This is a genomic window from Sphingomonas oryzagri (assembly GCF_029906645.1).
Taxonomy (GTDB): Bacteria; Pseudomonadota; Alphaproteobacteria; order Sphingomonadales; family Sphingomonadaceae; genus Solisphingomonas; species Solisphingomonas oryzagri.
Genome location: NZ_JARYGZ010000001.1, coordinates 49,075 through 74,527, shown reverse-complemented (window position 1 = coordinate 74,527; position 25,453 = coordinate 49,075). Strand labels below are relative to the sequence as shown.

The 25,453-nt window shown below is 68.5% G+C and carries 29 protein-coding genes; 16 read left to right on the top strand and 13 right to left on the bottom strand.

Annotated features, from left to right (window positions below; genetic code table 11):
- Nucleotides 1–14: 14 nt before the first annotated feature.
- The gene (locus QGN17_RS00375) at nucleotides 15–698 is read left to right on the top strand and encodes a GNAT family N-acetyltransferase (protein ID WP_281042536.1); all 684 of its coding nucleotides are present in this window, start codon (nucleotides 15–17) and stop codon (nucleotides 696–698) included.
- Here the strand turns inward: QGN17_RS00375 and QGN17_RS00370 are convergent.
- The 4 genes from QGN17_RS00370 to hrcA form a co-directional block, all read right to left on the bottom strand.
- Nucleotides 695–1,354, bottom strand: coding sequence for a glutathione S-transferase family protein (locus tag QGN17_RS00370; RefSeq protein ID WP_281042535.1), 660 nt, complete (start codon nucleotides 1,352–1,354; stop codon nucleotides 695–697). The genes QGN17_RS00375 and QGN17_RS00370 overlap by 4 nt on opposite strands.
- A 52-nt stretch (nucleotides 1,355–1,406) precedes the next feature.
- A complete protein-coding gene (locus tag QGN17_RS00365; protein ID WP_281042534.1) occupies nucleotides 1,407–1,838 on the bottom strand; it encodes a hypothetical protein in 432 nt (143 codons plus the stop codon).
- Nucleotides 1,839–1,936: 98 nt separating this feature from the next.
- Nucleotides 1,937–2,503, bottom strand: coding sequence for a nucleotide exchange factor GrpE (gene grpE, locus QGN17_RS00360; protein ID WP_281042533.1), 567 nt, complete (start codon nucleotides 2,501–2,503; stop codon nucleotides 1,937–1,939).
- Nucleotides 2,500–3,540 carry a heat-inducible transcriptional repressor HrcA gene (gene hrcA, locus QGN17_RS00355; RefSeq protein WP_281042532.1) on the bottom strand — a complete coding sequence of 347 codons (1,041 nt, stop codon included), beginning with the start codon at nucleotides 3,538–3,540 and terminating at the stop codon, nucleotides 2,500–2,502. The genes grpE and hrcA overlap by 4 nt, the downstream gene beginning before the upstream one ends.
- Before the next feature lie 75 nt (nucleotides 3,541–3,615).
- Between hrcA and rph the strand changes: the two genes are divergently transcribed.
- Genes rph through hemW form a run of 3 tightly spaced genes read left to right on the top strand, consistent with a single transcriptional unit; the run spans nucleotide 3,616 to nucleotide 6,073 of the window.
- A complete protein-coding gene (gene rph, locus QGN17_RS00350; protein ID WP_281042531.1) occupies nucleotides 3,616–4,332 on the top strand; it encodes a ribonuclease PH in 717 nt (238 codons plus the stop codon).
- On the top strand, nucleotides 4,329–4,931 hold the full coding sequence (rdgB, locus tag QGN17_RS00345) for an RdgB/HAM1 family non-canonical purine NTP pyrophosphatase (RefSeq protein ID WP_281042530.1): 603 nt from the start codon (nucleotides 4,329–4,331) through the stop codon (nucleotides 4,929–4,931). Before rph ends, rdgB begins: the two co-directional genes overlap by 4 nt.
- Nucleotides 4,931–6,073: a radical SAM family heme chaperone HemW gene (gene hemW, locus QGN17_RS00340; protein WP_281045112.1), complete on the top strand. Its 1,143-nt coding sequence runs from the start codon at nucleotides 4,931–4,933 to the stop codon at nucleotides 6,071–6,073. The genes rdgB and hemW overlap by 1 nt, the downstream gene beginning before the upstream one ends.
- Here the strand turns inward: hemW and QGN17_RS00335 are convergent.
- Together QGN17_RS00335 and QGN17_RS00330 are read right to left on the bottom strand one after the other, a co-directional pair.
- Nucleotides 6,070–6,432 (bottom strand): DUF1428 domain-containing protein, encoded by a 363-nt coding sequence (locus QGN17_RS00335; protein ID WP_281042529.1) that lies wholly within the window; start codon nucleotides 6,430–6,432, stop codon nucleotides 6,070–6,072. The two genes, hemW and QGN17_RS00335, sit on opposite strands and share 4 nt — an antisense overlap.
- A gap of 18 nt (nucleotides 6,433–6,450) precedes the next feature.
- Nucleotides 6,451–7,638, bottom strand: coding sequence for a penicillin-binding protein activator (locus tag QGN17_RS00330; RefSeq protein WP_281042528.1), 1,188 nt, complete (start codon nucleotides 7,636–7,638; stop codon nucleotides 6,451–6,453).
- A 10-nt stretch (nucleotides 7,639–7,648) separates the two neighbouring features.
- Between QGN17_RS00330 and rsmI the strand changes: the two genes are divergently transcribed.
- The 3 genes from rsmI (at nucleotide 7,649) to gshB (ending at nucleotide 9,904) form a co-directional block, all read left to right on the top strand.
- Entirely contained in the window at nucleotides 7,649–8,482 is an 834-nt protein-coding gene (gene rsmI / locus QGN17_RS00325) for a 16S rRNA (cytidine(1402)-2'-O)-methyltransferase (protein ID WP_281042527.1), read from the top strand.
- On the top strand, nucleotides 8,479–8,829 hold the full coding sequence (locus QGN17_RS00320; RefSeq protein WP_281042526.1) for a YraN family protein: 351 nt from the start codon (nucleotides 8,479–8,481) through the stop codon (nucleotides 8,827–8,829). The genes rsmI and QGN17_RS00320 overlap by 4 nt, the downstream gene beginning before the upstream one ends.
- A 121-nt stretch (nucleotides 8,830–8,950) precedes the next feature.
- Nucleotides 8,951–9,904, top strand: a complete 954-nt coding sequence (gene gshB, locus QGN17_RS00315) for a glutathione synthase (protein WP_281042525.1) — start codon at nucleotides 8,951–8,953, stop codon at nucleotides 9,902–9,904.
- A gap of 25 nt (nucleotides 9,905–9,929) precedes the next feature.
- Here gshB and flgM read toward each other — a convergent pair whose 3' ends face one another.
- The 5 genes from flgM to QGN17_RS00290 form a co-directional block, all read right to left on the bottom strand.
- Entirely contained in the window at nucleotides 9,930–10,229 is a 300-nt protein-coding gene (gene flgM / locus QGN17_RS00310; protein WP_022689601.1) for a flagellar biosynthesis anti-sigma factor FlgM, read from the bottom strand.
- Between the two features lie 113 nt (nucleotides 10,230–10,342).
- Complete coding sequence (locus QGN17_RS00305; RefSeq protein ID WP_281045111.1) at nucleotides 10,343–11,224, bottom strand: tyrosine recombinase XerC; 882 nt, start codon at nucleotides 11,222–11,224, stop codon at nucleotides 10,343–10,345.
- A gap of 23 nt (nucleotides 11,225–11,247) precedes the next feature.
- The gene (locus QGN17_RS00300) at nucleotides 11,248–11,808 is read right to left on the bottom strand and encodes a DUF484 family protein (protein WP_281042524.1); all 561 of its coding nucleotides are present in this window, start codon (nucleotides 11,806–11,808) and stop codon (nucleotides 11,248–11,250) included.
- 56 nt (nucleotides 11,809–11,864) lie between these two features.
- Complete coding sequence (locus tag QGN17_RS00295; RefSeq protein WP_281042523.1) at nucleotides 11,865–12,206, bottom strand: hypothetical protein; 342 nt, start codon at nucleotides 12,204–12,206, stop codon at nucleotides 11,865–11,867.
- Nucleotides 12,206–12,730 carry a GNAT family N-acetyltransferase gene (locus QGN17_RS00290; protein WP_281042522.1) on the bottom strand — a complete coding sequence of 175 codons (525 nt, stop codon included), beginning with the start codon at nucleotides 12,728–12,730 and terminating at the stop codon, nucleotides 12,206–12,208. The genes QGN17_RS00295 and QGN17_RS00290 overlap by 1 nt, the downstream gene beginning before the upstream one ends.
- Before the next feature lie 71 nt (nucleotides 12,731–12,801).
- On the opposite strand from QGN17_RS00290, the gene QGN17_RS00285 reads away from it, so the two are divergent.
- Genes QGN17_RS00285 through QGN17_RS00275 form a run of 3 tightly spaced genes read left to right on the top strand, consistent with a single transcriptional unit; the run spans nucleotide 12,802 to nucleotide 17,166 of the window.
- A complete protein-coding gene (locus QGN17_RS00285; RefSeq protein ID WP_281042521.1) occupies nucleotides 12,802–14,970 on the top strand; it encodes a primosomal protein N' in 2,169 nt (722 codons plus the stop codon).
- Nucleotides 14,971–15,012: 42 nt separating this feature from the next.
- Nucleotides 15,013–15,585 (top strand): EF-hand domain-containing protein, encoded by a 573-nt coding sequence (locus QGN17_RS00280; RefSeq protein ID WP_281042520.1) that lies wholly within the window; start codon nucleotides 15,013–15,015, stop codon nucleotides 15,583–15,585.
- Between the two features lie 12 nt (nucleotides 15,586–15,597).
- Nucleotides 15,598–17,166 (top strand): alpha/beta hydrolase, encoded by a 1,569-nt coding sequence (locus QGN17_RS00275; protein ID WP_313790144.1) that lies wholly within the window; start codon nucleotides 15,598–15,600, stop codon nucleotides 17,164–17,166.
- On the opposite strand, the gene ada is transcribed toward QGN17_RS00275, so the two are convergent.
- Nucleotides 17,163–18,221 carry a bifunctional DNA-binding transcriptional regulator/O6-methylguanine-DNA methyltransferase Ada gene (ada, locus tag QGN17_RS00270; RefSeq protein WP_281042519.1) on the bottom strand — a complete coding sequence of 353 codons (1,059 nt, stop codon included), beginning with the start codon at nucleotides 18,219–18,221 and terminating at the stop codon, nucleotides 17,163–17,165. The two genes, QGN17_RS00275 and ada, sit on opposite strands and share 4 nt — an antisense overlap.
- Nucleotides 18,214–18,675 (bottom strand): DUF1203 domain-containing protein, encoded by a 462-nt coding sequence (locus tag QGN17_RS00265; RefSeq protein ID WP_281042518.1) that lies wholly within the window; start codon nucleotides 18,673–18,675, stop codon nucleotides 18,214–18,216. Before QGN17_RS00265 ends, ada begins: the two co-directional genes overlap by 8 nt.
- Before the next feature lie 230 nt (nucleotides 18,676–18,905).
- On the opposite strand from QGN17_RS00265, the gene QGN17_RS00260 reads away from it, so the two are divergent.
- From QGN17_RS00260 to QGN17_RS00235, 6 genes are all read left to right on the top strand, one after another.
- Complete coding sequence (locus QGN17_RS00260; RefSeq protein ID WP_281042517.1) at nucleotides 18,906–19,460, top strand: F0F1 ATP synthase subunit delta; 555 nt, start codon at nucleotides 18,906–18,908, stop codon at nucleotides 19,458–19,460.
- Nucleotides 19,461–19,462: 2 nt separating this feature from the next.
- The gene (atpA, locus tag QGN17_RS00255; RefSeq protein ID WP_281042516.1) at nucleotides 19,463–20,992 is read left to right on the top strand and encodes a F0F1 ATP synthase subunit alpha; all 1,530 of its coding nucleotides are present in this window, start codon (nucleotides 19,463–19,465) and stop codon (nucleotides 20,990–20,992) included.
- Nucleotides 20,993–21,013: 21 nt separating this feature from the next.
- Entirely contained in the window at nucleotides 21,014–21,910 is an 897-nt protein-coding gene (locus QGN17_RS00250; RefSeq protein WP_281042515.1) for a F0F1 ATP synthase subunit gamma, read from the top strand.
- A 14-nt stretch (nucleotides 21,911–21,924) separates the two neighbouring features.
- A complete protein-coding gene (gene atpD / locus QGN17_RS00245; protein WP_281042514.1) occupies nucleotides 21,925–23,373 on the top strand; it encodes a F0F1 ATP synthase subunit beta in 1,449 nt (482 codons plus the stop codon).
- 67 nt (nucleotides 23,374–23,440) lie between these two features.
- Complete coding sequence (locus QGN17_RS00240; RefSeq protein WP_281042513.1) at nucleotides 23,441–23,752, top strand: ATP synthase F1 subunit epsilon; 312 nt, start codon at nucleotides 23,441–23,443, stop codon at nucleotides 23,750–23,752.
- Nucleotides 23,753–23,825: 73 nt separating this feature from the next.
- Entirely contained in the window at nucleotides 23,826–25,388 is a 1,563-nt protein-coding gene (locus tag QGN17_RS00235; RefSeq protein WP_281042512.1) for a hypothetical protein, read from the top strand.
- The last annotated feature ends 65 nt before the right edge of the window (nucleotides 25,389–25,453 follow it).

The following is a 25,453-nucleotide window of genomic DNA, read 5'->3' as shown; positions in this document are numbered from 1 at the left end:
TAAGCGGTCCGGGCATGAACGCACATCCTCTCGATCGTCCCGCATGGAGCGCACTGACCGGCGGCTGGGCGCATCTGGCGCACGGTGACGATCGCGCATGGCGGATCGAACCGGATCATGGGCCATTCGCGGCCACCGCCGATTTCACACCCGAAAACATCGATGCGCTCCGCTCCCTGCCCGGTGCGGAGGGAGAACTTTGGCTGGTCGAAACCGCGCCACTGCCCGCCCTCCCCGGCCTCACCGTCCTGCGCGAGGCGGACATTACGCAGATGGTCGCCGGGACGATCTCGTCCGGCGAGCCGGATTTCGAGGTCGAGGAACTCGGCGAGGCGGATGCCGCCGAGATGCTGGCGCTCGCCACGCTCACCCGCCCCGGCCCTTTCCTCGTCAAGACGCACCGGCTCGGCCGCTTCATCGGCGTGAAGCAAAGCGGGTGCCTCGTTGCGATGGCGGGCGAGCGGATGCGGATGCCGGGCTTCGCCGAGGTGAGCGGCGTCTGCACGCATCCCGATCATCGCGGCAAGGGCTATGCGGCCGGGCTGATGCGCCTCGTCGCGCGGCGGATGCTGGCGCAGGGCGAGATGCCCTTTCTCCACGCTTACGCCGCCAATGAGGGCGCCGTGCGGCTCTACGATACGCTGGGCTTCCGCATCCGCCGCACCGTGCGGCTGACGGTGGTGACGACGCGCGCCTAGTCGCGATCCGGCGCGCCGGGCGGGAAATAGGCGCGATAGGGACGCGCTTCGTCGATCACCCGCACAACGGACGGCCGCGCCAGCAGGCGGGCACGATAGGCGCGAGCCTTGGCACAGTCCTGCGGGATTGGCTCCACCCAGTCGGCGTAGAAGAGCGAGGGCGCGGCCGCGCAATCGGCCAGCGTGAACTCCTCGCCGATCGCCCAGTCCCGCGCGGGCAGATTGTCCTCGATCCAGCGATAGGCGCGGCCCAGCTTCGTGCGGGCATCGGCGACGCCGTAAGCGTCGCGATCCGTCGCGGGCCGCAGATGGTCTCCGACGATCTTCTGCATCGGCCGCATCACATGATTGTCGAAGAAACGATCGAGGAAGCGCGCGCGCAGGGCAATGTCGGGATCGGACGGGATCAGTTCGACCGGCCCGCTGTGCATCATCGCCAGATATTCGATGATGACGCTCGACTCGATCAGCGTGCGCTCGCCGTCGACCAGCACCGGCATCAGCCGGATCGGCCAGAGCCGTTCGAGTTCGGCCCAGCTCGCTTCGTCCTCCAGCACGCGATATTCGAACGGGGTTCCGTTCTCGTAGAGCGCGATCAGCACCTTCCAGCTGTAGGACGAGAATGGGTGCGCGTGGAGAATGGGAAAGGGCGACATCGGATTTCTCCTCCGTCGCCCATCATCGCAGCGAATGGCGGCCTGCGAAAGCTCAGCCGCAGGCCGGCACGTAACTGTTCAGCGAAGGATCCCAGACGGGCGGGCAGCCATAATCGTAGCCGGCACCATAATCGTCGCCATAGAAGCCGTCGTCATACCAGCCGCCGCCCCAGCCCGGATAGTCGCTCCAGCCATAACCCACGCCGACCGGCCAGCCATACCAGCCGCCGCCCCAACCGCGACCCCAGCCACCGCCACGCCAGCCGCCACCGTGCCAATTGCCGCCGCCATGCCAGTTGCCACCGCCACCGCCGTGCCAACCGCCACTGCCGCCGCCATGCCAGCCGCCCCCCCCACCACCGTGGAATCCGCCGCCGCCGCCATGGAAGCCTCCACCGCCACCGCCACCCCGCGCATCCGCCGGCGTCGCGGCGATCAGGAGGGCGCTGCCGGCGGCAGCAAGCATCAGAGCAATCTTCTTCATGACCAGGCTCCTCGGGAAGCGCAGCCCCGCGTTAATCTTGGTAAACGCACATATGGGCGCTCCGATGCCCCGCCACCAGACGGAAAGGCACATTAAATTCAGGCGGTGGCGTCGATCCCCGCGCCCTCCGGCGCCTTGGCCACGCCCACCATCGCGGCGCGCAGCAGGCGGTCCTTGATCATCCAGCCGGTCTGCATCTCGTGGACCACGGTGCCGGGTGCGGCATCGACCGACTCCATCTCCATGATCGCCTGATGCCTGTTGGGATCGAGCGGCTGGCCCACCGCCTCGATGCGGGTGACGCCGTTGCGCTGGAAGACGCTCTCCAGCTCCTTGGCGGTCATCTCGATGCCGGTGACGAGCGGCTTCATCTTGTCATCGCCGCGCAGCTCCGCCGGGATCGCGGCGAGCGCCCGCTGGAGATTGTCGGCGACCGACAGCAGGTCCCGCGCGAAGCCGGTGGTGGCGTAGGCGCGGGCGTCCGCCATCTCCTTCTCGGTGCGGCGGCGGAGATTCTGCATCTCGGCCTGCACGTAGAGCGCCTGTTGCTTGGCCTCTTCCACCTCGGCGCGCAGCTTGTCGTGCTCGGCCAGCTCGGGCGCCGCCTCGGCGGTCTCGGTGCGGAGGTCTTCGGTGTTGTCGTTGCTCATCTTGTCTTCTGTCATGCCATCAGCCTGGAAAGCGCGTGCGCGGTGAAATCCACCATGGGAACGACGCGTGCATAGTTCAATCGGGTCGGCCCGATCACGCCGACCACACCCACCACCCGCCCTTCGCGGGCGCGGTAGGGGGCCGCGATAATCGACGAACCGGACAACGCAAAGAGCTTGTTCTCCGATCCGATGAAGATCTTGGTGGCGGAACCGGCGCGCGCGCCTTCGAGCAGCCGGGAGATTTCCTCCTTGCCCTCCAGTTCGTCGAGCAGCAGGCGGACGCGCTCGAGATCCTCGGCGGCGGACTGGTCGATCAAATTGGCCTGCCCGCGCACGATCAACACCGGGCGATCGGCGCCATCGGTGGACCACACGGCCAGCCCACGCTGGACGAGATCGTGGCTGGCGCGATCGAGCTGCGCGCGCCCCAGGCCAATCTCGGCCGTCAGCCGCGCCTGCGCCTGGCTAAGCGTTAGGCCCACCAGTTCGGACGAAATATAATTCGCTGCCTCGACGAGCGCGGACGGGTCGGTACCGGGCGGCAGCGCGACGACGCGATTCTCCACCGTCCCGTCCGCGCCGACCAGCACCGCCAGCGCCTGATCGCGGGACAGCGACACAAAGGCGAACTGGCGCAGGATCGGCTCCTGCTTGGGCACCAGGACGAGGCCGGCGCAGGCCGAAAGGCCGGACAGCACCGCCGATGCGGCCGCCAGCGCTTCCTCGATCGGGCCGGTCTGACCGATCTGGCGCTCGATCGCGGCGCGTTCCTGCTCGGAAGGCTCGTCGGCCTGCATCATCCCGTCGACGAACAGGCGCAAGCCGGTCTCGGTCGGCATTCGCCCGGCGGAGATGTGCGGCGCGGCGAGCAGCCCCGCTTCCTCCAGATCCTGCATCACGTTACGGATCGATGCGGGCGAGAGGTTCAGGCCTGACAGCTGCGAGATCGTTCGCGATCCCACCGGCGCGCCGGACCGCAGATACGATTCCACCACCACGCGGAAGATGGCGCGGGCTCGATCGGAAAGCTCTGGAACGGCTGGACCCATGAGCGGGAATGTAGGCAGACTGGCGGCAAGGCTCAACTGCCGCTAAAGCGCCCCGACTTTATTACAGGAGCCTTCATGCGACCCTCCGGCCGTGCGCCCGATCAGATGCGCGCCATCACCATCGAGCCGAATGCCACCCGTCATGCGGAAGGTAGCTGCATGATCTCCTTCGGCGACACCAAGGTGCTGGTCACCGCCTCGATCGAAGAGCGGGTGCCGCCCTTCCTGCGCGGCAAGGGCCAGGGTTGGGTGACCGCCGAATACGGGATGCTTCCGCGCGCCACGCACACCCGTGGCAGCCGCGAGGCGGCGAAGGGCAAGCAGTCCGGCCGCACGCAGGAAATCCAGCGGCTGATCGGCCGTTCGCTCCGCGCCGTGTGTGACATGACGCTGCTCGGCGAGCGCCAGATCACCCTCGATTGCGACGTGATCCAGGCGGACGGCGGCACCCGCACCGCCTCGATCTCGGGCGCCTGGGTGGCGCTGCGCCTCGCGGTCGACAAGCTGATGGTCGAGGGCAAGCTGGAGAAGGATCCGATCACCGCGCAGGTCGCGGCCGTCTCCTGCGGCATCTACGAAGGCACGCCGGTGCTCGACCTCGATTATATCGAGGATTCGAACGCGCATGCCGACGGCAATTTCGTGCTGCTCTCCAATGGCAACATCGCCGAGGCGCAGGCCACCGCCGAGGGCGCGACCTATGACGAGGAGGCGCTGCTCCGCCTGCTCCGCCTCGCCCGCATCGGCTGCAACGACATCTTCGCCGCGCAGCTGCAGGCCACCGGCCGGTGAAGCGCCGGCTGGAGCCGGGCCGGCTGGTGATCGCCAGCCACAACAAGGGCAAGATCCCAGAGATCGCCGCCCTGCTCGGCCCCTATGGCATGGACATCGTATCGGCCGGCGAGCTGGACGTGCCGGAACCGGAAGAGACCGGAACGACCTTCGCCGCCAATGCCGAGCTGAAGGCGCGCTTCTCGGCCGACCTCACCGGCCTCCCCGCGCTGGCCGACGACAGCGGGCTTTGCGTGGAAGCACTGGGCGGCGATCCCGGCATCTTCTCGGCGCGCTGGGCGGGGCCGTCCAAGGATTTCGGCCGGGCGATGGAGCTGGTCGAGCGCAACCTCGCCGCCAAGGGACCGGATGCGGGCCGCGACGCCCATTTCGTCTGCGCGCTGTCGCTGTGCTGGCCGGACGGGCATATCGTGACGGTAGAGGGTCGGGTCGACGGCCACCTCGTCTGGCCGCCGCGCGGAGACAAGGGCTTCGGCTACGATCCCGTGTTCCAGCCGTGGCACCATGACATCACCTTCGGCGAGATGGACCCGGACAAGAAGCACGCCATGAGCCACCGCGCGGACGCCTTCCGCAAGCTGGTGGCGGCCGTGTTCTGATCGTGGGCGAGCCGCTCGCGCTCTACGTCCACTGGCCGTTCTGCGTTTCCAAATGCCCCTATTGCGACTTCAACAGCCACGTCCGCGCGGAGATCGACGAGGCGGCGTGGCGCGACGCGCTGCTCGCCGATCTCGCACATGAGGCTGCGCTGACGCCGGGGCGGCCGCTCGGATCGATCTTCTTCGGCGGCGGCACGCCTTCGCTGATGGCGCCCGCCACCGTGGCGGCGGTGCTGGACGCGGCCGAGCGCCACTGGGGCTTCGCGCCCGGCATCGAGATCACGCTGGAGGCCAACCCGTCCTCGGTGGAGGCGGCGAATTTCCATGCCCTTGCCTCGGCGGGTGTGAACCGCGTGTCGCTCGGTCTGCAGGCGCTGGACGACCGGGCGCTGCACTTCCTCGGTCGCGCGCATGGCGTCGCCGAAAGCCTCGCCGCGCTCGATACCGCACAGGCCGCGTTCCGGCGGGTCAGCGTGGACCTGATCTATGCGCGTCCCGATCAGTCCGAGGCGCAATGGCTGGCCGAACTCGGCCAGGCGCTGAGCTTCGGCACCGAGCATCTCTCGCTCTACCAGCTGACCATCGAGCCGGGCACGCGCTTCGCCGCGCTGGCCGCCAAGGGCGAACTCCCGACGCTCGGTTCGGACGAGGCCGCGCACCTGTTCGAGATTACCCGCGCGGTGACCGCGGAGGCCGGCATCCCCGCCTACGAAATCTCCAACCACGCCCGGCCGGGCGCGGAGAGCCGCCACAATCTCGCTTACTGGCGCTATCGCGACTATCTGGGCGTCGGCCCCGGTGCACACGGGCGGCGCGGCCATCTCGCCAGCCTGCGCCGCAAGAAGCCTGAGAACTGGCTGGAGGCGGTCGCGCGCAACGGCCATGGTCTCGAGAGCGAGGAACCGCTTGCCCCCTTCACGCGCGCAGAGGAAGCCCTGCTGATGGGGCTGCGTCTCGATGAGGGGCTCGATCTCGCGCGGATCGCGACAGAGACGGGATTGTCGATCGATGCGATCATCGATCAGCCCGCGATCGACCGCCTGTCCATCCATGGCCTGATCGTCCGTGAGGGCGACCACCTCACGGTGCGCGAGGCCGGGATGCTGTTGCTCGACGGCATCCTCGCCGAGATCGTGCGCTAGCCCTCGTCGGTATCGAAGATCGGCACGAAGCCACCATAGATCATCCGTTTGCCGTCGAACGGGATCGGACCGTCCGGTTCGGGCATCCGGGGATCGGACCAGATCTTTTCGTGCGCCGCATCGGCCGTCGCCTTGTCCGGCCAGACGATCCACGAGAAGACGACGTTCTCGCCTTCCTCGGCCTTCACCGCCTTGCGGAAGTCTGTCGTCTTGCCGTCGGGCAGGTTGTCGCCCCACGTCTCGACGATCCGCGTCGCGCCATATTCCATGAAGAAAGGCGCGGTCGTCGCGGCCATGTCCCGGTACGCATCCTTTTTCGCTACCGGCACCGGTATCAAGAAGCCCTGGACATAGCTCACGACACGTCTCCCCTGCGGTTATTGGTCTCCGAAACCCTGCGGGGCGGGCGACACCACGGTCACGCCGCCCGTGCCGATCTGCTTCACCTCCAGCATCCGTTCGGCGATACCGTCATGGTCGAAGCGGAAGGCGCCATCGACGCCCGAGAAGCCACCCTTGTCGCTCAGCCGCCCCTGCGGGAAATCGGTGCCCGCCTTCCAGTCCGCCGAGATGCGCACCGCGAGCAGCACCGAATCGTAGCCGAGGCTGGAGAGGCGATACGGCCCCTTGCCGAAGCGCGAGCGATATTTGGCGGCGAACTGCGAATAGAGCCCGTCGGACACCGCCGCGAACCAGGCGCCGCTCATCAGCTTGCTGGCAGCAAGTTGCGGCTCGGTGTTCCAGAGTTCGGTGCCGAGCAGCTTCGCCGACGAGCCGGACTTGCGCACCAGCGGCGCCGCGACCAGCGCGATCCGGCCGCTGTCGGCGATCAGCAGCGCGTCATAGCCCTTGGGGTCGCCCAGCCGCTTGATCGCGGTGGCGAGCGAAGCCGGCGAGCGATCGTAGCTCTGCATCGAGACGACCGTCGCCCCGGCGCCTTCGGCCGCACGCAGCATCGCGTTCGATGCGCGGCGACCGTAAACGCCGTTGGGCACCAGCGCCGCAAGCCGGCTCAATCCGCGTTCCTTGGCGTAGGAGATGACGCGATCCACCGATTCGGTCGGCGTGAAGCCCAGCAGGTAGACGCCGTTGCCGGCGACGGTGACGTCGTTGGAAAAGGCCAGCACCGGCACATGCTGGGCGGCGGCGATCGGCGCCACTGCGCGCACGTCGTCGGACAACAGCGGGCCAAGGATCAGCTTGTTGCCTTCGGCGAGCGCCTTCTGCGCCGCGAGCGCCGCTCCGGTGGAGGTGTCGTACATGGTGAGGCGCACGCCCTGCCCGCCCGAATCGATCAACGCCATGTTGGCGGCGTTGGCGATCGACTGGCCGATGCCGGCCTCTGCGCCGCTCAGCGGCACCAGCACCGCGACGCGGTCGCGCTGATCTTCGGGCAAGCGACCCGTTTGGCTGCCGGTCTGTTTGGGCGGCGGCGGCGGCGTCTGCTGCGGCCCTTTCGGCACCACGGTGGAGCAGCCCGCGAGGAGCATCGCCACCATCAGGCCGGCGGCCCGTCGTGTCATAGAGCGCTTCGCCGGTTGCGGCGTCGCCAGTCCGTCTGCCATGAAATCCCCTATGACCGATCCTCTCGCCCCCGGCCTCTACATCGTCGCGACCCCGATCGGCAATCTCGGAGACCTCTCCCCGCGCGCCGCCGACATCCTGTCGCGCGCCGACCTGATCGCGGCGGAGGACACCCGCGTCACCGCCAAGCTGCTCCGCCACATCGGCGCCGAGCGGCCGATGACCCCCTATCACGACCACAATGCCGATCGCGTGCGCCCCGGCCTGATCGAGCGGATGCGCAGCGAGGCGATCGCGCTCGTCTCGGACGCCGGCACGCCGATGATCTCGGATCCCGGCTTCAAGCTGGTGCGCGACGCGCGGGCGGCGGGCGCGCATATCGTCACCATCCCCGGTCCCAGCGCCGCCATCGCCGCGCTGACGCTGGCGGGCCTGCCGACCGACCGCTTCCTGTTCATCGGCTTCCTGCCGTCCAAGGAGAAAGCGAAGGCCGACGCCATCGCCGAGGTGGCCGCGATCAGGGCGAGCCTCGTCCTGTACGAAAGCGGGCCGAGGCTGGGCGCGACGCTGGCGGCGCTGGCCAAGGGCTTGGGCGAGCGCGACGGGGCGGTGGCCCGCGAAATCAGCAAGGCGTTCGAGGAATGTGTCACCGGCACGCTCGCCGAGCTGGCCGAACGCTATGCCGAACAAGGCCCCAAGGGTGAGATCGTGATCGTCGTCGGCCCACCCGGCGAGGCACCGCCGCCGCAGGTGGACGATCTCGATGCGCTGCTGCGCGAGGCGCTGGAGCGACTGCCCGTCGCCAAAGCGGCCAAGGAGGTCGCGGCGGCGACCGGCCTCGACCGCCACGATCTCTATAACCGCGCGCTGGAACTGAAGGCGTGACGCGGCAGGCGGCGGAAGCGAGCGGCCGGGTCGCCGAGACGATCGCCGCCAACTTCCTTCGCCTCAAGGGCTGGACGATCCTCGATCGCCGTGTGCGCACGCCGGCGGGAGAGGTGGACATCGTGATGCGCAAGCCCGGCCTCGTCGCCTTCGTCGAGGTGAAGAGCCGCAAGGACCAAGCGGCGCTGGATCTCGCCCTCGATCGCCAGCGGCTGGTGCGGGTGGCGGCGGCGGCCGAAATGCTGATCCCGCGCTACGCCCGGCCCGGCGACGACATCCGCATCGACGCCGTGCTGATCGCGCCCGGAAAGCTGCCGAAGCATCTGGAGCATGTCTGGCAGGGGTGACAATCCCGCCGCCCGCCCCTACCTCGCCGTTCGTGCCGAGCGAAGTCGAGGTACGGGCCACAGACGCAGCGTCCGCTGCACGTCCCTCGACTTCGCTGGGGACGAACGGAAGGGGTAGTCCATGTCGCTCACCGTCGCCGTCCAGATGGACCCCATGGAGGGCATCAACATCGCGGGCGATTCCACCTTCGCCGTGATGCTGTCCGCACAGGCGCGCGGCCACACGCTCTATCACTATGCGGCCGGCGACCTCTCCTATCGCGACGGCCGCGTCTATGCGCCCGCCCGCCCGGTGACCGTCCAGCGCGTCGCCGGCGATCACTTCACGTTCGGTGAGCCGAAGCTGCTCGATCTCGGCGCGGATACGGACGTGGTGCTGATGCGGCAGGATCCGCCGTTCGACCTCGCCTACATCACCGCGACGCACCTGCTGGAGCGCATCCAGCACGAGACCCTGGTGGTCAACGACCCGGCTTCCGTCCGCAATGCGCCGGAAAAGCTGTTCGTGCTCGATTATGCGCAGTTCATGCCGCCGACGCTCATCACCCGCCGGCTGGACGAGGCACGCGCCTTCCACGAGGCGCATGGCGAAGTCGTGGTGAAGCCGCTCTACGGCAACGCCGGATCGGCCGTCTTCCACGTGGGAAAGAAGGACGCGAACCTCGCCGCGCTGACCGAGTTGTTCGGCCAGGTGTGGCGCGAGCCGTTCATGGTGCAGGCGTTCCTCCCCGACGTGGCGCTGGGGGACAAGCGCATCGTGCTGGTGGACGGCAAGCCGGCCGGCGCGGTCAATCGCCTGCCGAAGAAGGGCGAGATCCGCTCCAACCTCGCGGTCGGCGGATCGGGCGCGCAGACCGAGCTGACGGCGCGCGAGCTGGAGATTTGCGAGGCTCTAGGCCCAGAGCTCGCCAAGCGGGGGCTGGTGTTCGTCGGGATCGACGTGATCGCCGGCTATCTGACCGAGATCAACGTCACGTCCCCCACGGGCATCGTCGCCATCGACAAGTTCAATGGCACCGATACACCGGCCATCATCTGGGAGGCCATCGAGGCGCGGGTGAAGGCCCGCGCCTGATCGTCCCCGCTTCTTTCGTCGCCTGTCAGGCGTCGGCGCTCTCGCCGCGCTCGGGAAAGTCGAGCGCCACCATCTTCGCCGCGATCTTCTGCGGATCGATGGGATAGGCCCCCGACTGAATGAGCGACTTGATCGCGTCGACCTTCTTGCCGTCGACCGGCGCGCCGGCATCGGCAAGCGCGGCGAAGGCTTCGGAGAGGCCGCTGTCGGCGACCACCTTGGCCTGTGCCGCGGCTACCGGAGCCGCCGCCTGAGTGGGTTGGACCGACGACGGCCGCAGCCGCGAAACGTCGGTTGCTCCCCCTGCCTTGTCGATGCCGTCCATGCCCGTTTTCCTGCGTAAGAGGTGTTCTCTCACACCGGTAACGACGGCTGCGCTGAAACTTTAAGAGGGTCTGAAAATATTTTTCCGGGATGTTTCAGGCGCGTGCCGGAAGGTCACGCCCTGGGATGCGCGGCCCGATAGACGTCCATCAGATGCGCAGCATCCACCGCCGTGTAGATCTGGGTGGAGGAGAGGCTGGCATGGCCGAGCAGTTCCTGCAGCTGGCGCAGGTCCGCCCCGCGCCCGAGCAGGTGGGTGGCGAAGCTGTGGCGCAGCGCGTGGGGCGTGGTCCGCTCGGGCAAACCCAGCCGCCCCCGCGCGGCCCGCACCGCGCGACGAACGATCGCGGCATCGAGCGGACCGCCCTTGGCGCCCCGGAACAGCACGACGCCCTTGCCCAGCGGATAGGGGCAGAGATCGGCATAAGCGGTGATCGCATCGCGGACGACTGGCAGCAGCGGCACGACACGCGCCTTGTTGCCCTTGCCGGTGACGGTGATGGCCTCGCCGAGCGGCAGAAGCCCGGCATCCAGCCCCATCGCCTCGCCGACGCGCAAGCCCGCCCCATAGAGCAGCAGCAGCACCGCCAGATCGCGCGCCGCGAGCCAGGGGACATCATGCGCGTCGGACGCGTCCTCGGCCAGCGCCCTGGCATCGGCGGGCGCGACGGGGCGCGGCACGCCGCGTTTGACGCGGGGCGCCTGCACGCGCGGGATCGCGGCGCCCACGCCCTTCACGAAGCCAAGAAAGGTGCGCACCGCCGACAGTTCGCGCGCGGCCGAAGCGTTGGTCAGCCCTTCAGAACGGCGCTGGGCGAGATAGGCGCGCAGGTCGGCCGGTTCGATCGAACGAAGGATGTCATCGTCGATGCTCTCGCCGCGATGTCGGCCAAGGAATGCGATCAACCGGTGGGCCGTTGCCAGATAGGCCCGCACCGTATGGGCGGAGCGCAGGCGGTCGCGGCGGAGGTGATCAGCGAAAGCGGCGGCGGTCATCCGTGCCGGATGGTCATCTAATGTCAGGGGAGCAGCCACCGCCCGACCATACGCGCCAGTATGCTGCCGAGAAAGGCCAGCAGTTCGGAGCCATGACGGGTCTCGAACCGCTGCTCGGCGCGTTGCCCCAGAGCGATCAGGCCACAAGGCAACGGCGCGGGATTCTCCAGCCGGATCAACGCCTCGGCCCGGATCAGAGTCGCGGCGGGGCCGAACAGCGGGTGGCCGCGCTCGACGCCGCGCAGCACCACGCCCTCGATTCCCGCGATGGCATGTTCGATCATGCGCGGCTCGACCATCTGGAGGCCGTCGGCATCCGCGCAGAAGCCGGTGTCGCCCACGAACAGCGCCAGCGCTACGGCATCGACGCCCAGCATCTGCGGCCAGTCCTGCGTGACGACATGTATCAGATGTTCGAGGCCCTCCGCCTCGATCGCGGCGAGCACCGCGCCGTGGATCTGGGCGACCGCGCCCGAGTGACCGCGCGCGAAGGCGATGAGGTCCTGATTGGCCTCCTCCACCTCGGCGACCCGCGCGCGCAACGTCGCGACGGCCCGGTCCTCGAAACTGATCACGCTGCCCATGAAACAGAGCTTAGCGCGACATGGTTAAAAGGAAATGGCGCAATGCGGCACGGCGATCACCAGCCCTTCTGCTGATCCATCTCACCCCATTTCTTGATCTGGCATCCGGTCCAGCCGCTCGCCCCCACCGCGCTGCAGGAGCCGCGCGTCAGATCGGTGTTGGCGCCGTCGCCGTCGATCAGCCGGTGCCGCGAGCGCGAGACGCTGTCCACCGATCCCCGCGGATCGAAGCCATGATCAGGCTCCGGCGGCAGGCGGAAGCGGCGATCCTGCTCCTCCTTGGTGCGCGCGCAGACGGTGATGCCGCCTTCCCGCCGAGCGGCGGCGCAGGGATCGATCGCGTCCGTGATCGCCGTATCGATGTCCGGCGTCGCCAGAGCGAGCAGCAGGGGGAGCATCAGCCCTGCACGAACAGCCGGCTCTCGCCGCCGTGCGTCGGCAGCGTGATGCGTCCTTCCTCGCGGAACCCCAGTTTCGCCAACAGCGCGGCGGAGGCGTGATTGTCGGGCGCCGTGATCGCGAGCAGCGGCGGCATGTCCAGCGCCTCCCGTCCCCAGTCCATCAGAGCACGCGCCGCCTCGTGGCCATAGCCCTTGCCGGTATGGGCCTGGAGGAAGGCAAAGCCGAGGTCCGGCCCGTCAAGCCCGTCGCGCTTGACGAAGCCGACCGTGCCGATCCCCTCGTCATTCTCCTTCAGCGCCACGCGGAACATGCCGAAGCCGTTCGCTTCGTAGGAAGCGAGGATGCGGTCGCGGATGTAGGTTTCGGCATCTTCCACGGTGCGCACGCCGCGATCGCCGATATTGGCGAGGAAACCCGGATCGTTGAGCGTCGCGATCATGAAGGAGGCGTCGTCGATCGTGATCCGCCTGATCGTGAGCCGTTCGGTTTCCAGCATCGCCACCTCGCACTGTACCACCACAGTAAAGCACCTCTGCGGGGCGCTGGGAAGCCCGGTTGCGCTCGCCTCGTCGATCCCCGATGTGGGGGGCGATGTCCCGCGCCCGCGTCCTCCTGCTCAACTCCGCGCTCGGCCCGCTCGATTATCGCGTGCCGCGCGAGATGCAGGTCGAGCCGGGGTCGATCGTGCTGGCGCCGCTTGGGCCCCGCCAGATCGCCGGCGTGGTTTGGGAGCCGGAACGTATGCCCTCCGACGCGGAGGTGGGCGACAACCGCCTGCGCAACCTGCTCGGCGTCTACGATCTGCCGCCGCTCGCGGCACCACTGCGCCGGCTGATCGAGTGGACCGCGAATTATTACCTCGCCCCGCCCGCCGCCGTGCTGCGCATGGCGCTGGCCTCGGCAAGCGCGCTCGATGGCGGGCGGACGGTGATCGAGTATCGCGCCACCGGCCATGTGCCGGAACGCCTCACCGCGCAGCGCCAGCAGGCGCTCGAGCGGATCGGCGAGCGGCAGGGGCTGGTGCGCGAACTCGCCGCCATCGCCGACGTGTCGGACGGCGTGATCCGGGGACTGGTGAAGGTCGGCGCGATCGAGGCGGTGGAGGTCGCGGTGGACGATCCCTATCCACTTCCCGATCCCGCCTTCGCCCCGCCCGAGCTTTCCGCCGAGCAGCGATCGGTGGCGAACACGATCGTCACGGCGGTGGAGGCCCAAGCCTTCCAGCCCTATCTGCTCGACGGCGTCACCGGATCGGGCAAGACCGAGGTGTATTTCGAGGGCATCGCGGCGGCAGTCGCCGCCGGGCGGCAGAGCCTCGTCCTGCTCCCCGAAATCGCGCTGACCGAGCCGTTCCTCAAGCGCTTCGAGGCGCGCTTCGGGCATCTGCCGGTCGCCTGGCATTCGGACCTGCGCCAATCCCAGCGCCGCCGCGCGTGGCGGGCGATCGCGAGCGGGGAGGCGAAGGTGGTGTGTGGGGCGCGATCGGCCCTCTTCCTGCCGTATCGCGACCTCGGCCTGATCGTCGTCGATGAAGCGCATGAGACCAGCTTCAAGCAGGAAGACGGCGTGATGTACCACGCCCGCGACGTCGCGGTGATGCGCGCGTCGTTCGAGCAGGTGCCGATCGTCTTGGCCTCCGCCACGCCCGCGATCGAGACGCGCCAGATGGTCGAGATCGGCAAGTATCGCGAGCTGAAGCTGCCCGGACGTTACGGCGTGGCGCAGATGCCGACGATCGAGACGATCGATCTCACTCAGGATCCGCCGGCCAAACAGCGCTGGCTCGCCCCCTCACTGGTCGCCGCGATCGAGGAGACCGTCGGAAAAGGCGAGCAGGCCCTGCTGTTCCTCAACCGGCGCGGCTACGCACCACTGACGCTCTGCCGCCATTGCGGCCACCGCTTCCGCTGCCCGAACTGCACGGCGTGGATGGTCGAGCATCGGCTGCTGGCGCGGCTCGCCTGCCACCATTGCGGCCATGTCATGCCACCGCCGGCCGCCTGCCCCGAATGTCATGAGGAGGACAGCCTCGTCGCCTGCGGCCCCGGTGTCGAGCGCATCGCCGACGAGGTTTCGGCGTTGTTTCCCGAAGCGAAGGTAGCGATCGTCACCTCGGACACGATCTGGTCCCCCGCAAAGGCCGCCGAGTTCGTCAATCGCATGGAGGCCGGCGACATCGACATCGTGATCGGCACGCAGTTGATCACCAAGGGCTATCACTTCCCCAACCTGACTTTGGTCGGCGTGGTGGACGCCGATCTCGGCCTGCAGGGCGGCGACCTGCGCGCCGCCGAGCGCAGCTTCCAGCAGATCGCGCAGGTGGCCGGACGCGCCGGGCGAGGTGCCAAGCCGGGCCGCGTCTTCCTCCAGACCCGCGAGCCGGGCGCGCCGGTGATCCAGGCGCTGGTGACGGGCGATGCCGAGAGTTTCTACGCCGCCGAGACCGAGAGCAGGCGCGAAGCAGGCGCCCCGCCCTTCGGCCGCTACGCCGCGATCATCGTTTCCTCCGAAAAGCTCGACGAGGCGGTGGAAACCGCCAACCGCATCGGCCTCTCCGCGCCGGAGACCGAGGGAATGATGGTGTTCGGCCCTGCTCCCGCCCCGCTCGCCATGCTCCGCGGCCGCCATCGCCAGCGCCTGCTCGTCCATGCGCGGCGAACGCTGGACGTGCAGGACGTGATCCGGCAATGGTTAAGCGCGCTCGAATGGCCGCGCGGCGTTCGCGTCGCGGTGGATGTGGACCCGTACAGCTTCCTGTAAGCGTACGACCGTCACGCTTGGCCGATGATCTGGAGATTGCCCTTGCTCTTTGCCCGCTCGTCCGCCGCTGCCGCGATCGCGCTGATCGGGCTGGGCTTCGCCGCCCCGCTCTCCGCCGCTCCGGACAAGAAGGCGGTGCCGGCGAAGAAGACTGCGCCAGCGAAATCCGCCTCCGCCAAGTCCGCATCCACCAAGCCTCTGGTCGCCAGGCCCACGCCGCCCGCCGCCACCGGCGACATCACGCGCGCGCAGATGATGGCGCAGATCAAGAAGACGTTCGATCTGGCCGATACCAATCACGACGGCTTCATCAGCCGCAAGGAATTCGCCGCGCGGATGTCGATCATCCTCAACCGCGACGCGCCGCCGACCAAGGAAGCGGCGCAGCGGATGCTCGACGCCGCCAACCGCGCCTTCGACAATGTCGATTCGAATCACGACGGCAAGCTGAGCCTGTCCGAAGCGAGCGTCCGCCCGCTCAAGGCGTTCGACATGATGGACACCAATCACGACGGCATCCTGACGGTCGCCGAGAAGGCGGCCGCGCACCAGGACGCCCCGGAACTTCCCACCACCGGCCCGACGGTCGGCCAGCAACAAGGCCCCGGACGCTAACCGGCGCGCGCGGTGCGGATCGCGAAAACGCTCGTCCTCGCGCTTGCGAGTGCCGCCCTGTCGGGTTCGGCCCCGGCGCCCGACACGCGGATGACCGTCACCCTGCCGGCCGGCTGGAGCGGGGACGCATCGGGCCGCCTGCTGCTGATGGTGGAGCCGGCGACCGACGCCAACGCTCGTGCCGACCGCATCGACGCCAACGAGTTCGGCCCGCACGACTCCGTCTCCACCGCCGCACGCGACGTGGCGACGTTCGGTGCCGGCCGCAGCGTGTCGATCGACACAAGCGACGCCGCTTTCCCTGCGAGCTTCGCCGCCTTGCCGCCCGGCGATTATCGGGTGCAGGCCCTGCTCGATCGCAACGGCGACTATGGCTATGGCGGCGCCGGTGCGGGCGACCTCGTTTCGCAGGTCACCACGCTGCACTGGCCGCAGGCATCGCCCACCACGATCGCACTCGATCATGCCCTTCCGGCCCGCGCGCCGTGGGACTTTTCGGACGATGCGGTCGCCGAGCAGCGCGCGGTGGCCGCCGCCAAGCCGCATTGCGACGAGATCTTCTACCGCAGCGCTTCGCTCGCCGCCTTCTCCGGCCGGCAGACCGAGATGCACGCGCTGGTGCTCCGCCCACCGGGTTATGACGAGAACGACCACCGCAAGACCTGGCCGACCGTCTACCAGACCGGCGGCTTCGGCACCTCGCAACATGCCGACATCGCCTGGGCGGCGCGGATCTGGCGGCTGGAGAAGGCCGGGCGCATCCCGCCGATGATCTGGGTGTTCCTCGATCATTCGGGGCCGACCGGCACGCACGAATTCGCCGATAGCGTGAACAACGGCCCGTGGAGCACGGCGCTCACCACGGAATTGATCCCGTTCCTCGAACGCAATTACCGTATGGATGCGCGGGCCGACGGGCGCTTCCTCACCGGCCACAGCTCGGGCGGCTGGTTCGCGCTGTGGGCGCAGGTCGCCTACCCCAAGATGTTCGGGGGCACTTGGCCGATCTCGCCCGATCCGGTGGACTTCCACGATTTCATCGGTGTCGATCTCTACAAACCCGGCAATTTCTACACCGACGAGGCCGGCCGCCCCCGCCCGCTCAGCCGCGACCATGAGCGGGTGACTGGCCTGATGGGCGACTTCGCGCGGCTGGAGGATGTGCTCGGCCACGATGGCGGCCAGTTCCGATCGTTCGAGTGGGTGTTCAGCCCGCGTGGCGCCGACGGCACGCCGATGCGCCTCTACGATCGCACGACCGGCCGCATCGATCCGGAGGTCGCCGCCTACTGGCGCGCGCATTACGACATCGCGGCGAAGATCGAACGCGACTGGCCGACGCTGCGCCCCGATCTCGACGGGAAGATCCACCTGACCGTGGGGTCGGCGGACACGTTCTACCTCGATCGGCCCGCGCACCGGCTGGAGGCGCTGCTGCACCGGCTGGGCGCCCATGCCGACTTCACCTACGTGCCGGGCGCAGACCATGGCAGCGTGTTCGTTCGCGACGGCGATCCCGATGCGCTCATTACCGATATCGCCCGCCAGATGGCCGCGACGGCGCGCGCCAAGGGCGCCTAGTCGAACAGCCCGCGCTGCGTGTCGGGCGCCTCGCGGGCGAGGATGCGCGCCTTCATCTCTAGTCCCAGCGCGTAACCGCCCGCCGATCCGTCACTGCGCCGCGCGCGGTGGCAGGGGATGAGCAGTGGCACCGGGTTGGCCCCGCACGCCGTCCCCGCCGCGCGCGTCGCGCCCGGTTTGCCGACGCGCGCAGCCAACGCCGCATAGCTTACCGATTCGCCCGCCGGGATCTGCGACAGTTCGCGCCAGATCGCTTCCTGAAAGGCGGTGCCGCGCACATCGAGCGGCAGATCGTGCGCGCGGCCCGGCTCCTCGACCACCGCGACCGCCTGGGCGACGAGATCGGCCATCTCCGCCCCGCCCGGCTCGATCGCGGCATGGGGGAAGTCCTGCCGGAGTTGCTCGATCCCGCCGAAGGTCAGCCGGCAGATTCCGCGCGCCGTCGCCGCGACGATCACCGGGCCGAAGCTGGTGTCGGCGCTCGCCCAGCGGATCGTCTCGCCACCGCCGCCGCGCCGCCAGGTCGAGGGCGCCATGCCGAGCCGCTGATCAGCCTCCTCGTAGAAGCGTCCCGGCCCGGAGAAGCCCGCATCGTAGATCGCATCGGTCACGCGCTCATTCTCCTTGAGCGCCGCTTCCATCCGCTTCGCGCGCACCGCACGGGCGTAAGCCGCAGGCGTCACCCCTGTGCGCTTGCGAAACAGGCGGTGGAAGTGGTGCGGCGCATAGCCCGCCTCCGCCGCCATCTCCTCCAGCGTCGGCGGCATCTCGGCCCGATCGATCAGCGCGACCGCCTTCGCCACACCTTCGGCATCGCGCGCCACCTCGTCGGGCTTGCAGCGCAGGCAGGGGCGCAAGTCCGCCGCCCGCGCCGCCGCGCCGTCCGCGAAGAAACGGACATTCTCCCGCTTCGGGTGCCGCGCCGCGCAGGACGGGCGGCAATAGATGCCCGTCGTCAGCACGCCGGTGACGAACGATCCGTCCGCCGCCCGGTCGCGCCTGAGCACCGCATCCCAGCGGCCCTCGTCGTCAAGAGAGGCTTCCGTCTCAGGCATCTCCGCTCCGATGTGCCCGCGCGAGGAAGCAACCCCAGGCCGCGTGGTGGACATCCACATAGTCGATCTCCTCATCCTCCAGCAGCCCCCGGATGCCCGCATCCGCACCGCCCGGTGCCGCGTTGGCGGCCGCGCGGATCATGCCGGCGCCGTCGAACCCGCGCAGGCTCAGCGGCCGCTGCTCCAGATAAGCGGGCGCCTCGTCGTCATAGCGCGGCGCCGTCGTCGCCCCCTCCCGCACGAAGATGGCGTGCGTAGTCCGGAAGGGCGTCCGCACATCGGCCGACACATAGTTCAGCAACAACACGGTTTCGCCCGGCTCGGCATCCTGCAGCGTGACCCGGCACGGATAGCCGCTGTCGGCGCCCGCCGTCATGCGAATCGCCCCGTCGGCGATCAGCGCTTCCGGGTCGGCGAACCGCGCGGGATTGAGGCCTTGGATACGATAAGTCATACATTCTCCATCGCTTGGGAGACCTCGATCTAGGCCTGATTCCCGCCACTCGCGTCCCGCCGCTTGCTCTCAAAGCTATCGCTGCGCCCTCGTCCCAAGGGTCGGGGTCGCCAGCCTTGCATCCCTTGCCCTCCCCTGCTAACCGGCCCGCGACCCATGCGGGGACGCCTTATGGGGCGCCCCCTTTTTCGTATGGGGCAAAAGCAATTTCTTCGGGGGATGGGTCTCGCGTGGACATTTCCGGCGGTATTCAGGCTAGCTTGAGCGGGCGCTATGCGCTCGCCCTCTTCGAGCTGGCGCGCGACGAGCGACAGATCGAGCAGGTTTCGGCCGATCTCGACACGATCAAGGCCGCCATGGCCGAGAGCGCCGATTTCCGCGCGCTCATCAGCAGCCCGCTGGTCGGCCGCGATGCCGCGACCAAGGCGATCCTGGCTGTCGCCGAGAGCATGAAGCTCGGCAAGACGGTGAGCAACACGCTCGGCCTGCTCGGCCACAATGGCCGGCTGAACCAGCTGCCCGCCATCATCCGCGGCTTCAAGGCGCTGGCCGCCGCCCACCGTGGCGAGACCACCGCCGAGGTCACCTCCGCCCATCCGCTCGATGCCGAGCAGACCGGCGCGCTCAAGGACAAGCTTCGCCAGAAGTTCGGCCGCGATGTCGCGATCGAGGCGAAGGTTGATCCCAGCATTCTCGGCGGCCTCATCGTGAAGATGGGCTCGCAGCAGATCGACGGCTCGATCCGCACCAAATTGAACACTCTCGCGCACGCGATGAAAGGCTGAACATGGATATCCGCGCCGCAGAAATCTCCAAGGTCATCCGCGACCAGATCGCCAATTTCGGCACCGAGGCGGAAGTCTCCGAAGTCGGCCAGGTGCTGAGCGTCGGTGACGGCATCGCCCGCATCTTCGGCCTCGACAACGTCCAGGCCGGCGAGATGATCGAGTTCGCCAACGGCACGCAGGGCATGGCCCTCAACCTCGAGGCCGACAATGTCGGCGCCGTGATCTTCGGCTCGGACGCCGAGATCCGCGAGGGCGACACGGTCAAGCGCACCGGCACCATCGTGGACGTGCCGGTCGGCAAGGGCCTGCTCGGCCGCGTGGTCGACGGCCTCGGCAACCCGATCGACGGCAAGGGCCCGATCGTCTCCGACACCCGCGCCCGCGTTGAGACCAAGGCGCCCGGCATCATCCCGAGGCAGTCGGTCCACGAGCCGGTGCAGACCGGCCTCAAGGCGCTCGACGCGCTCGTTCCGGTGGGCCGCGGCCAGCGCGAGCTGATCATCGGCGATCGCCAGACCGGCAAGACCGCCGTCGCGATCGACGCCTTCATCAACCAGAAGAAGGCCAACGCCGGAGACGACGAGAAGCAGAAGCTCTACTGCATCTACGTCGCCGTCGGCCAGAAGCGCTCGACCGTCGCGCAGATCGTCCGCCAGCTCGAAGAGAATGGCGCGATGGAATATACCATCGTCGTCGCCGCCACGGCTTCGGACCCCGCCCCGCTCCAGTTCCTCGCGCCCTATACCGGCTGCGCGATGGGCGAGTATTTCCGCGACAACGGGATGCACGGCCTGATCGTGTATGACGATCTTTCCAAGCAGGCCGTCGCCTATCGCCAGATGTCGCTGCTGCTGCGCCGCCCGCCGGGCCGCGAGGCCTATCCGGGCGACGTGTTCTTCCTCCACTCCCGCCTGCTCGAGCGCGCCGCCAAGATGTCGGACGCGCACGGCTCGGGCTCGCTGACCGCGCTGCCCGTCATCGAGACGCAGGCCGGCGACGTGTCGGCCTACATCCCGACCAACGTGATCTCGATCACCGACGGCCAGATCTTCCTCGAGACCGACCTGTTCTATCAGGGCATCCGCCCCGCGATTAACGTGGGCCTGTCGGTGTCGCGCGTTGGCTCGGCCGCGCAGACCAAGGCGATGAAGAAGGTCGCCGGCTCGATCAAGCTGGAGCTGGCCCAGTATCGCGAGATGGCCGCCTTCGCGCAGTTCGGCTCGGACCTCGATGCCTCGACGCAGAAGCTGCTCAACCGCGGCGCGCGCCTGACCGAGCTGCTCAAGCAGCCGCAGTTCCACCCGCTGCCCTTCGAGGAGCAGGTGGCGTCGATCTTCGCCGGCACGCAGGGCTTCCTGGACACGATTCCGGTCGCCGACGTGACCCGCTTCGAGGACGCGCTGCTCGCCGACCTCCGCGCCAACCACGCCGAGGTGCTGAAGACGATCCGCGAGACCAAGGATCTTGGCGACGCGGTGAAGGGCCAGCTGAAGGACGCCATCGCGGCCTTCGCCAAGACGTTCGGCTGATCTGAACTTTAAGGGTCCGCAATGCCCAGCCTGAAGGCACTCAAGATCCGCATCGGCTCGGTGAAGTCGACGCAGAAGATCACCAAGGCGATGAAGATGGTCGCCGCCGCCAAGCTGCGCCGCGCGCAGGAGGCGGCGGAAGCCGGCCGTCCCTATGCCGAGGAACTGACCAAGGTCATGGCGCGGCTCGCGTCGGGTGTCACCGTCGGCCCGGAGAGCCCCAAGCTGCTCGCCGGCACCGGCAAGGACACCAACCAGCTGCTGGTCGTCGCCACCTCCGAGCGTGGTCTCGCGGGCGCGTTCAACTCCAACATCGTGCGCCTCGCGGTCCGCAAGGCGCGCGAGTTGGAGGCCAAGGGCAAGACGGTGAAGTTCTACCTGATCGGCAAGAAGGGTCGCGCGGTGATCAACCGCCTGTTCCCCGGCCAGATCGTCCATCAGGTCGACCAGAGTCACATCAAGACCGTGTCGTTCGATGACGCGCTCGAGGTCGCCAACGACATCATGCACCGCTTCGAGGCGGGTGAGTTCGACGTGGCGCGGCTCTATTTCGCCAAGTTCCAGTCGGCGCTCGCCCAGATCCCGACCGAGACGCAGATCATCCCGGTGGAAATCCTGGCCGCCAACGACAAGGCCCCCGAAAGCGGCGGCCCGGTCGCGGCGTTCGAATACGAGCCGGACGAGGAGGAAATCCTCGCCGCGCTGCTGCCGCGCAACATTGCCGTTCAGCTCTTCCGCGCCTTCCAGGAGAATGCCGCGTCCGAGCAGGGCAGCCGCATGACCGCGATGGACAACGCCACGCGCAATGCCGGCGACATGATCAAGCGGCTCACCATCCAGTATAACCGCTCGCGCCAGGCGGCGATCACGACCGAGCTGGTCGAGATCATCTCCGGCGCCGAAGCGCTCAAGGGCTAAGAAGGCAGGAACCCATGGCTACTCAGACCACCAACAATGTCGGCCGCATCAGCCAGGTGATCGGCGCCGTCGTCGACGTCACCTTCGACGGCCCGCTGCCGAAGATCCTCTCGGCGCTCGAGACCGAGAACAATGGCGTCCGCCTCGTCCTCGAGGTCGCGCAGCATCTCGGCGAGAACACCGTCCGCACGATCGCGATGGACGGCACCGACGGCCTGACCCGCGGCCAGGAGGTCAAGGACACCGGCGCGCAGATCTCGGTGCCGGTCGGCCCCAAGACGCTCGGCCGCATCCTCAACGTGATCGGCGAGCCGATCGACGAGCGCGGCCCGGTCAATGCCGAGACCCACGCGCCGATCCATGCCGAGGCCCCGCCCTTCGTCGACCAGTCGACCGAGACCAGCATCCTCGTCACCGGCATCAAGGTGATCGACCTGCTCGCCCCCTACACCAAGGGCGGCAAGATCGGCCTGTTCGGCGGCGCCGGCGTGGGCAAGACCGTGCTCATCCAGGAGCTGATCAACAACATCGCCAAGGGCCACGGCGGCACTTCGGTGTTCGCCGGCGTCGGCGAGCGCACCCGCGAGGGCAACGATCTCTATCACGAGTTCCTCGACGCGGGCGTCATCGCCAAGGATGCCGACGGCAACCCGACCAGCGAGGGATCGAAGGTCGCGCTCGTGTTCGGCCAGATGAACGAGCCGCCGGGCGCCCGCGCGCGCGTCGCGCTCTCGGGCCTGACCAACGCGGAATATTTCCGCGACGTCGAGGGCCAGGATGTGCTGTTCTTCGTCGACAACATCTTCCGCTTCACGCAGGCGGGCGCGGAAGTGTCGGCGCTACTCGGCCGCATCCCGTCGGCGGTGGGCTACCAGCCGACCCTGTCGACCGACATGGGCGCCCTGCAGGAGCGCATCACGTCGACCAACAAGGGCTCGATCACCTCGGTGCAGGCGATCTATGTGCCCGCCGACGATCTTACCGATCCGGCGCCGGCCACGTCCTTCGCCCACTTGGACGCGACGACCAACCTCAACCGCGCCATTTCGGAGCTGGGCATCTACCCGGCGGTCGATCCGCTCGACTCGACCTCGCGCGCGCTGACCCCGGCCGTCGTCGGCCAGGAGCATTACGACGTCGCCCGCCGCGTCCAGGAGACGCTGCAGAAGTACAAGTCGCTGCAGGACATCATCGCGATCCTCGGCATGGACGAGCTGTCCGAAGAGGATAAGCTGACCGTCAGCCGCGCCCGCAAGATCCAGCGCTTCCTGTCGCAGCCGTTCCACGTCGCCGAGGTCTTCACCGGCATCAGCGGCAAGTTCGTGCAGGTCGAAGACACGGTGAAGTCCTTCAAGGCCGTGGTGGACGGCGAGTACGACCACCTGCCGGAAGCCGCCTTCTACATGGTCGGCGGCATCGACGAGGCGGTCGAGAAGGGCAAGAAGCTGGCCGAGGCGGCGTAAGCCCCTCGCCTCCTTCCACTGATATCCCCCTCTCCCGCATCGCCGGGAGAGGGTCGAGGACAAGAGCATGGCCGACGTACATTTCGAGCTCGTCACCCCGGAAAAGAAGATCCTGTCGGAGGACGCCTATATGGTCGTCGTTCCCGGCACCGAGGGTGATTTCGGCGTGCTCGCCGGCCACGCGCCGCTGATGTCGACGGTGCGCGACGGTGAGGTGCTGGTCTATTCCTCGATGACGCAGATCGTGCAGCGCGTGCGCGTGCAGGGCGGTTTCGCCGAGGTGACCGAAAAGGGCCTGACCATTCTCGCCGAACATGCCGAGGTGCTGAGCGGCGCGGACGCCGCGACCCACGGCCACCCGGCCCGCGCCGACCACTGATCGGCGCCTCCGCTCCTTAGGGAGCGCTTTACCCATCCGCGGCTAGGGTGCCGGCTTCCCGTCGGGAGAGTCCGTGCCACCCCTTTCGCCCTCCATGCCGCTCGATCTGCCGTCCGCCCGCCGGTCGTGGATGACGCATGTCCGCGGGCGCGAGGCGCTGCTGGTGGCGATCGCCGCGCCAATATTGCTGGCGATCGGCTTCGTGCTGTTCGCGCCGCCCCCCTTCACCACCGATGTCGCCTGGCAATTGTGGGTCGCGCATCGGCTGCGCGAGGGCGCGGTGTTCTACCGCGACATCATGGAGACCAACCCGCCGCTGTGGTTCTGGATGGCGATGCCGGTGGACGCAGCGGCGAGCCTCACCGGCATCCAGCCAGAGGCGATGCTGGTCCTCGCGCTCGGCGCGGCATCCACCACCTCGCTCGGCGCGACCGAGCGCCTGACCGGCACCATCCCCACCCCCCATCGGATCGCGCTGCTGCTGCTCGCCACCTGGCTGATGCTGGCGATGCCGTTCGGCGACACCGGGCAGCGCGAGCAATATGCGCTGATCGCAGCGATCCCCTATGCCGCGCTCGCCGCTGCCCGTCGGCAGGGGGGCACGGTGGACACGCGGCTGGCCTTAGCGATCGGGATCGGCGGCGGCCTCGGCTTCGCGCTCAAGCACTATTTCGCGGGCGTGCCCGTACTGATCGAATTCTGGCTGCTGGCGAGGCAGGGGCGCGGCTGGCGCAGTCCGTTGCGGCCGGAGGTCGCCGGGCTGATGCTGGTGGCCCTGCTCTACGCGGCGGCCCTGCTAATCGTCACGCCGGACTATCTGATCCGCGTCGTGCCCGATCTGCGGCTCGCCTACGGCGCCGCCGCCTCGCGCCCGCTGTGGCAGATGATCCAGCTGTCCCAATATCTCTGGGGCCTGGCGCTGCTCGTCCTGCTGCCCTCGCTCCTGCTGTTGCGGCGGGGATCGGCGCCGCTGACGACGGCGCTACTGATCGCGGCCACCGGCTTCGCCCTCGCCTGGTGGGTGCAGCACAAGGGCTGGCCCTATCACGCCATCGCGGCGACCGGCTGCCTGATCCTGGCGCTCGCCGCACTACTTGCCGAAGCGTGGCAGAAACTTCCGGTGACGGCCCGCCTGGTGGCGCCCGCCACCATCATCCTCCCGCTCGCCCAGCCGCTGATGCCGGCACCGCCGCCTCCGCCGACGCTCGGGGTCGATCCCGTCCTCACCGGCCTCCGACGGGGCGATGCCGTCGCGTTCGTCAGCACCGAAATCGCCATCGCATGGCCGCACGTCTGGAATGACGGCTTCCGCTACCCCAGCCGCTACAACGCCTACTGGATGTTGTGGGCGATGACCCCCTCCGGCCTGCGCGATCCGGCAGTGGCGGCGCTCGGCCGGAGGATCGTCGCCGAGACGGTGCAGGATTATCGCTGCCTGCCGCCGCGCCGCATCGTCTTCCAGCGCCCCGTGCCGGGGGGTGATGCGGCCGGCGACCCCCTCGCCTTCTTCCGCCGCGATCCCGCCTTCGCCGATTTGCTCCGCCATTACCGGCTGGCCGTGCGGTCCGGCGCCTTCGAGGGGTGGGACCTGCGCACGCCGCTGCGACCAGCCACGAACTGCCGGCGCGGCACCTAAGGTTTCCGGGGCTTTAGGCTTTCTTAGGGCTTCTCGCTTACCATTTTTCGGAACACGGAAGGGAC

Bases quoted from the DNA above. Each gene is read 5' to 3' on its own strand.
- QGN17_RS00300 (WP_281042524.1), bottom strand. From the start codon at position 11,808: ATGGGCAGCGTGATCAGTTTCGAGGACCGGGCCGTCGCGACGTTGCGC.
- QGN17_RS00375 (WP_281042536.1), top strand. From the start codon at position 15: ATGAACGCACATCCTCTCGATCGTCCCGCATGGAGCGCACTGACCGGC.
- gshB (WP_281042525.1), top strand. From the start codon at position 8,951: ATGTCGCTCACCGTCGCCGTCCAGATGGACCCCATGGAGGGCATCAAC.
- QGN17_RS00330 (WP_281042528.1), bottom strand. From the start codon at position 7,638: ATGGCAGACGGACTGGCGACGCCGCAACCGGCGAAGCGCTCTATGACA.
- atpD (WP_281042514.1), top strand. From the start codon at position 21,925: ATGGCTACTCAGACCACCAACAATGTCGGCCGCATCAGCCAGGTGATC.
- QGN17_RS00370 (WP_281042535.1), bottom strand. From the start codon at position 1,354: ATGTCGCCCTTTCCCATTCTCCACGCGCACCCATTCTCGTCCTACAGC.
- flgM (WP_022689601.1), bottom strand. From the start codon at position 10,229: ATGGACGGCATCGACAAGGCAGGGGGAGCAACCGACGTTTCGCGGCTG.
- hrcA (WP_281042532.1), bottom strand. From the start codon at position 3,540: ATGGGTCCAGCCGTTCCAGAGCTTTCCGATCGAGCCCGCGCCATCTTC.
- ada (WP_281042519.1), bottom strand. From the start codon at position 18,221: ATGCCTGAGACGGAAGCCTCTCTTGACGACGAGGGCCGCTGGGATGCG.
- QGN17_RS00295 (WP_281042523.1), bottom strand. From the start codon at position 12,206: ATGCTCCCCCTGCTGCTCGCTCTGGCGACGCCGGACATCGATACGGCG.
- rsmI (WP_281042527.1), top strand. From the start codon at position 7,649: ATGACCGATCCTCTCGCCCCCGGCCTCTACATCGTCGCGACCCCGATC.
- QGN17_RS00240 (WP_281042513.1), top strand. From the start codon at position 23,441: ATGGCCGACGTACATTTCGAGCTCGTCACCCCGGAAAAGAAGATCCTG.
- QGN17_RS00250 (WP_281042515.1), top strand. From the start codon at position 21,014: ATGCCCAGCCTGAAGGCACTCAAGATCCGCATCGGCTCGGTGAAGTCG.
- rph (WP_281042531.1), top strand. From the start codon at position 3,616: ATGCGACCCTCCGGCCGTGCGCCCGATCAGATGCGCGCCATCACCATC.
- QGN17_RS00265 (WP_281042518.1), bottom strand. From the start codon at position 18,675: ATGACTTATCGTATCCAAGGCCTCAATCCCGCGCGGTTCGCCGACCCG.
- grpE (WP_281042533.1), bottom strand. From the start codon at position 2,503: ATGACAGAAGACAAGATGAGCAACGACAACACCGAAGACCTCCGCACC.
- QGN17_RS00285 (WP_281042521.1), top strand. From the start codon at position 12,802: ATGTCCCGCGCCCGCGTCCTCCTGCTCAACTCCGCGCTCGGCCCGCTC.
- atpA (WP_281042516.1), top strand. From the start codon at position 19,463: ATGGATATCCGCGCCGCAGAAATCTCCAAGGTCATCCGCGACCAGATC.
- QGN17_RS00365 (WP_281042534.1), bottom strand. From the start codon at position 1,838: ATGAAGAAGATTGCTCTGATGCTTGCTGCCGCCGGCAGCGCCCTCCTG.
- QGN17_RS00305 (WP_281045111.1), bottom strand. From the start codon at position 11,224: ATGACCGCCGCCGCTTTCGCTGATCACCTCCGCCGCGACCGCCTGCGC.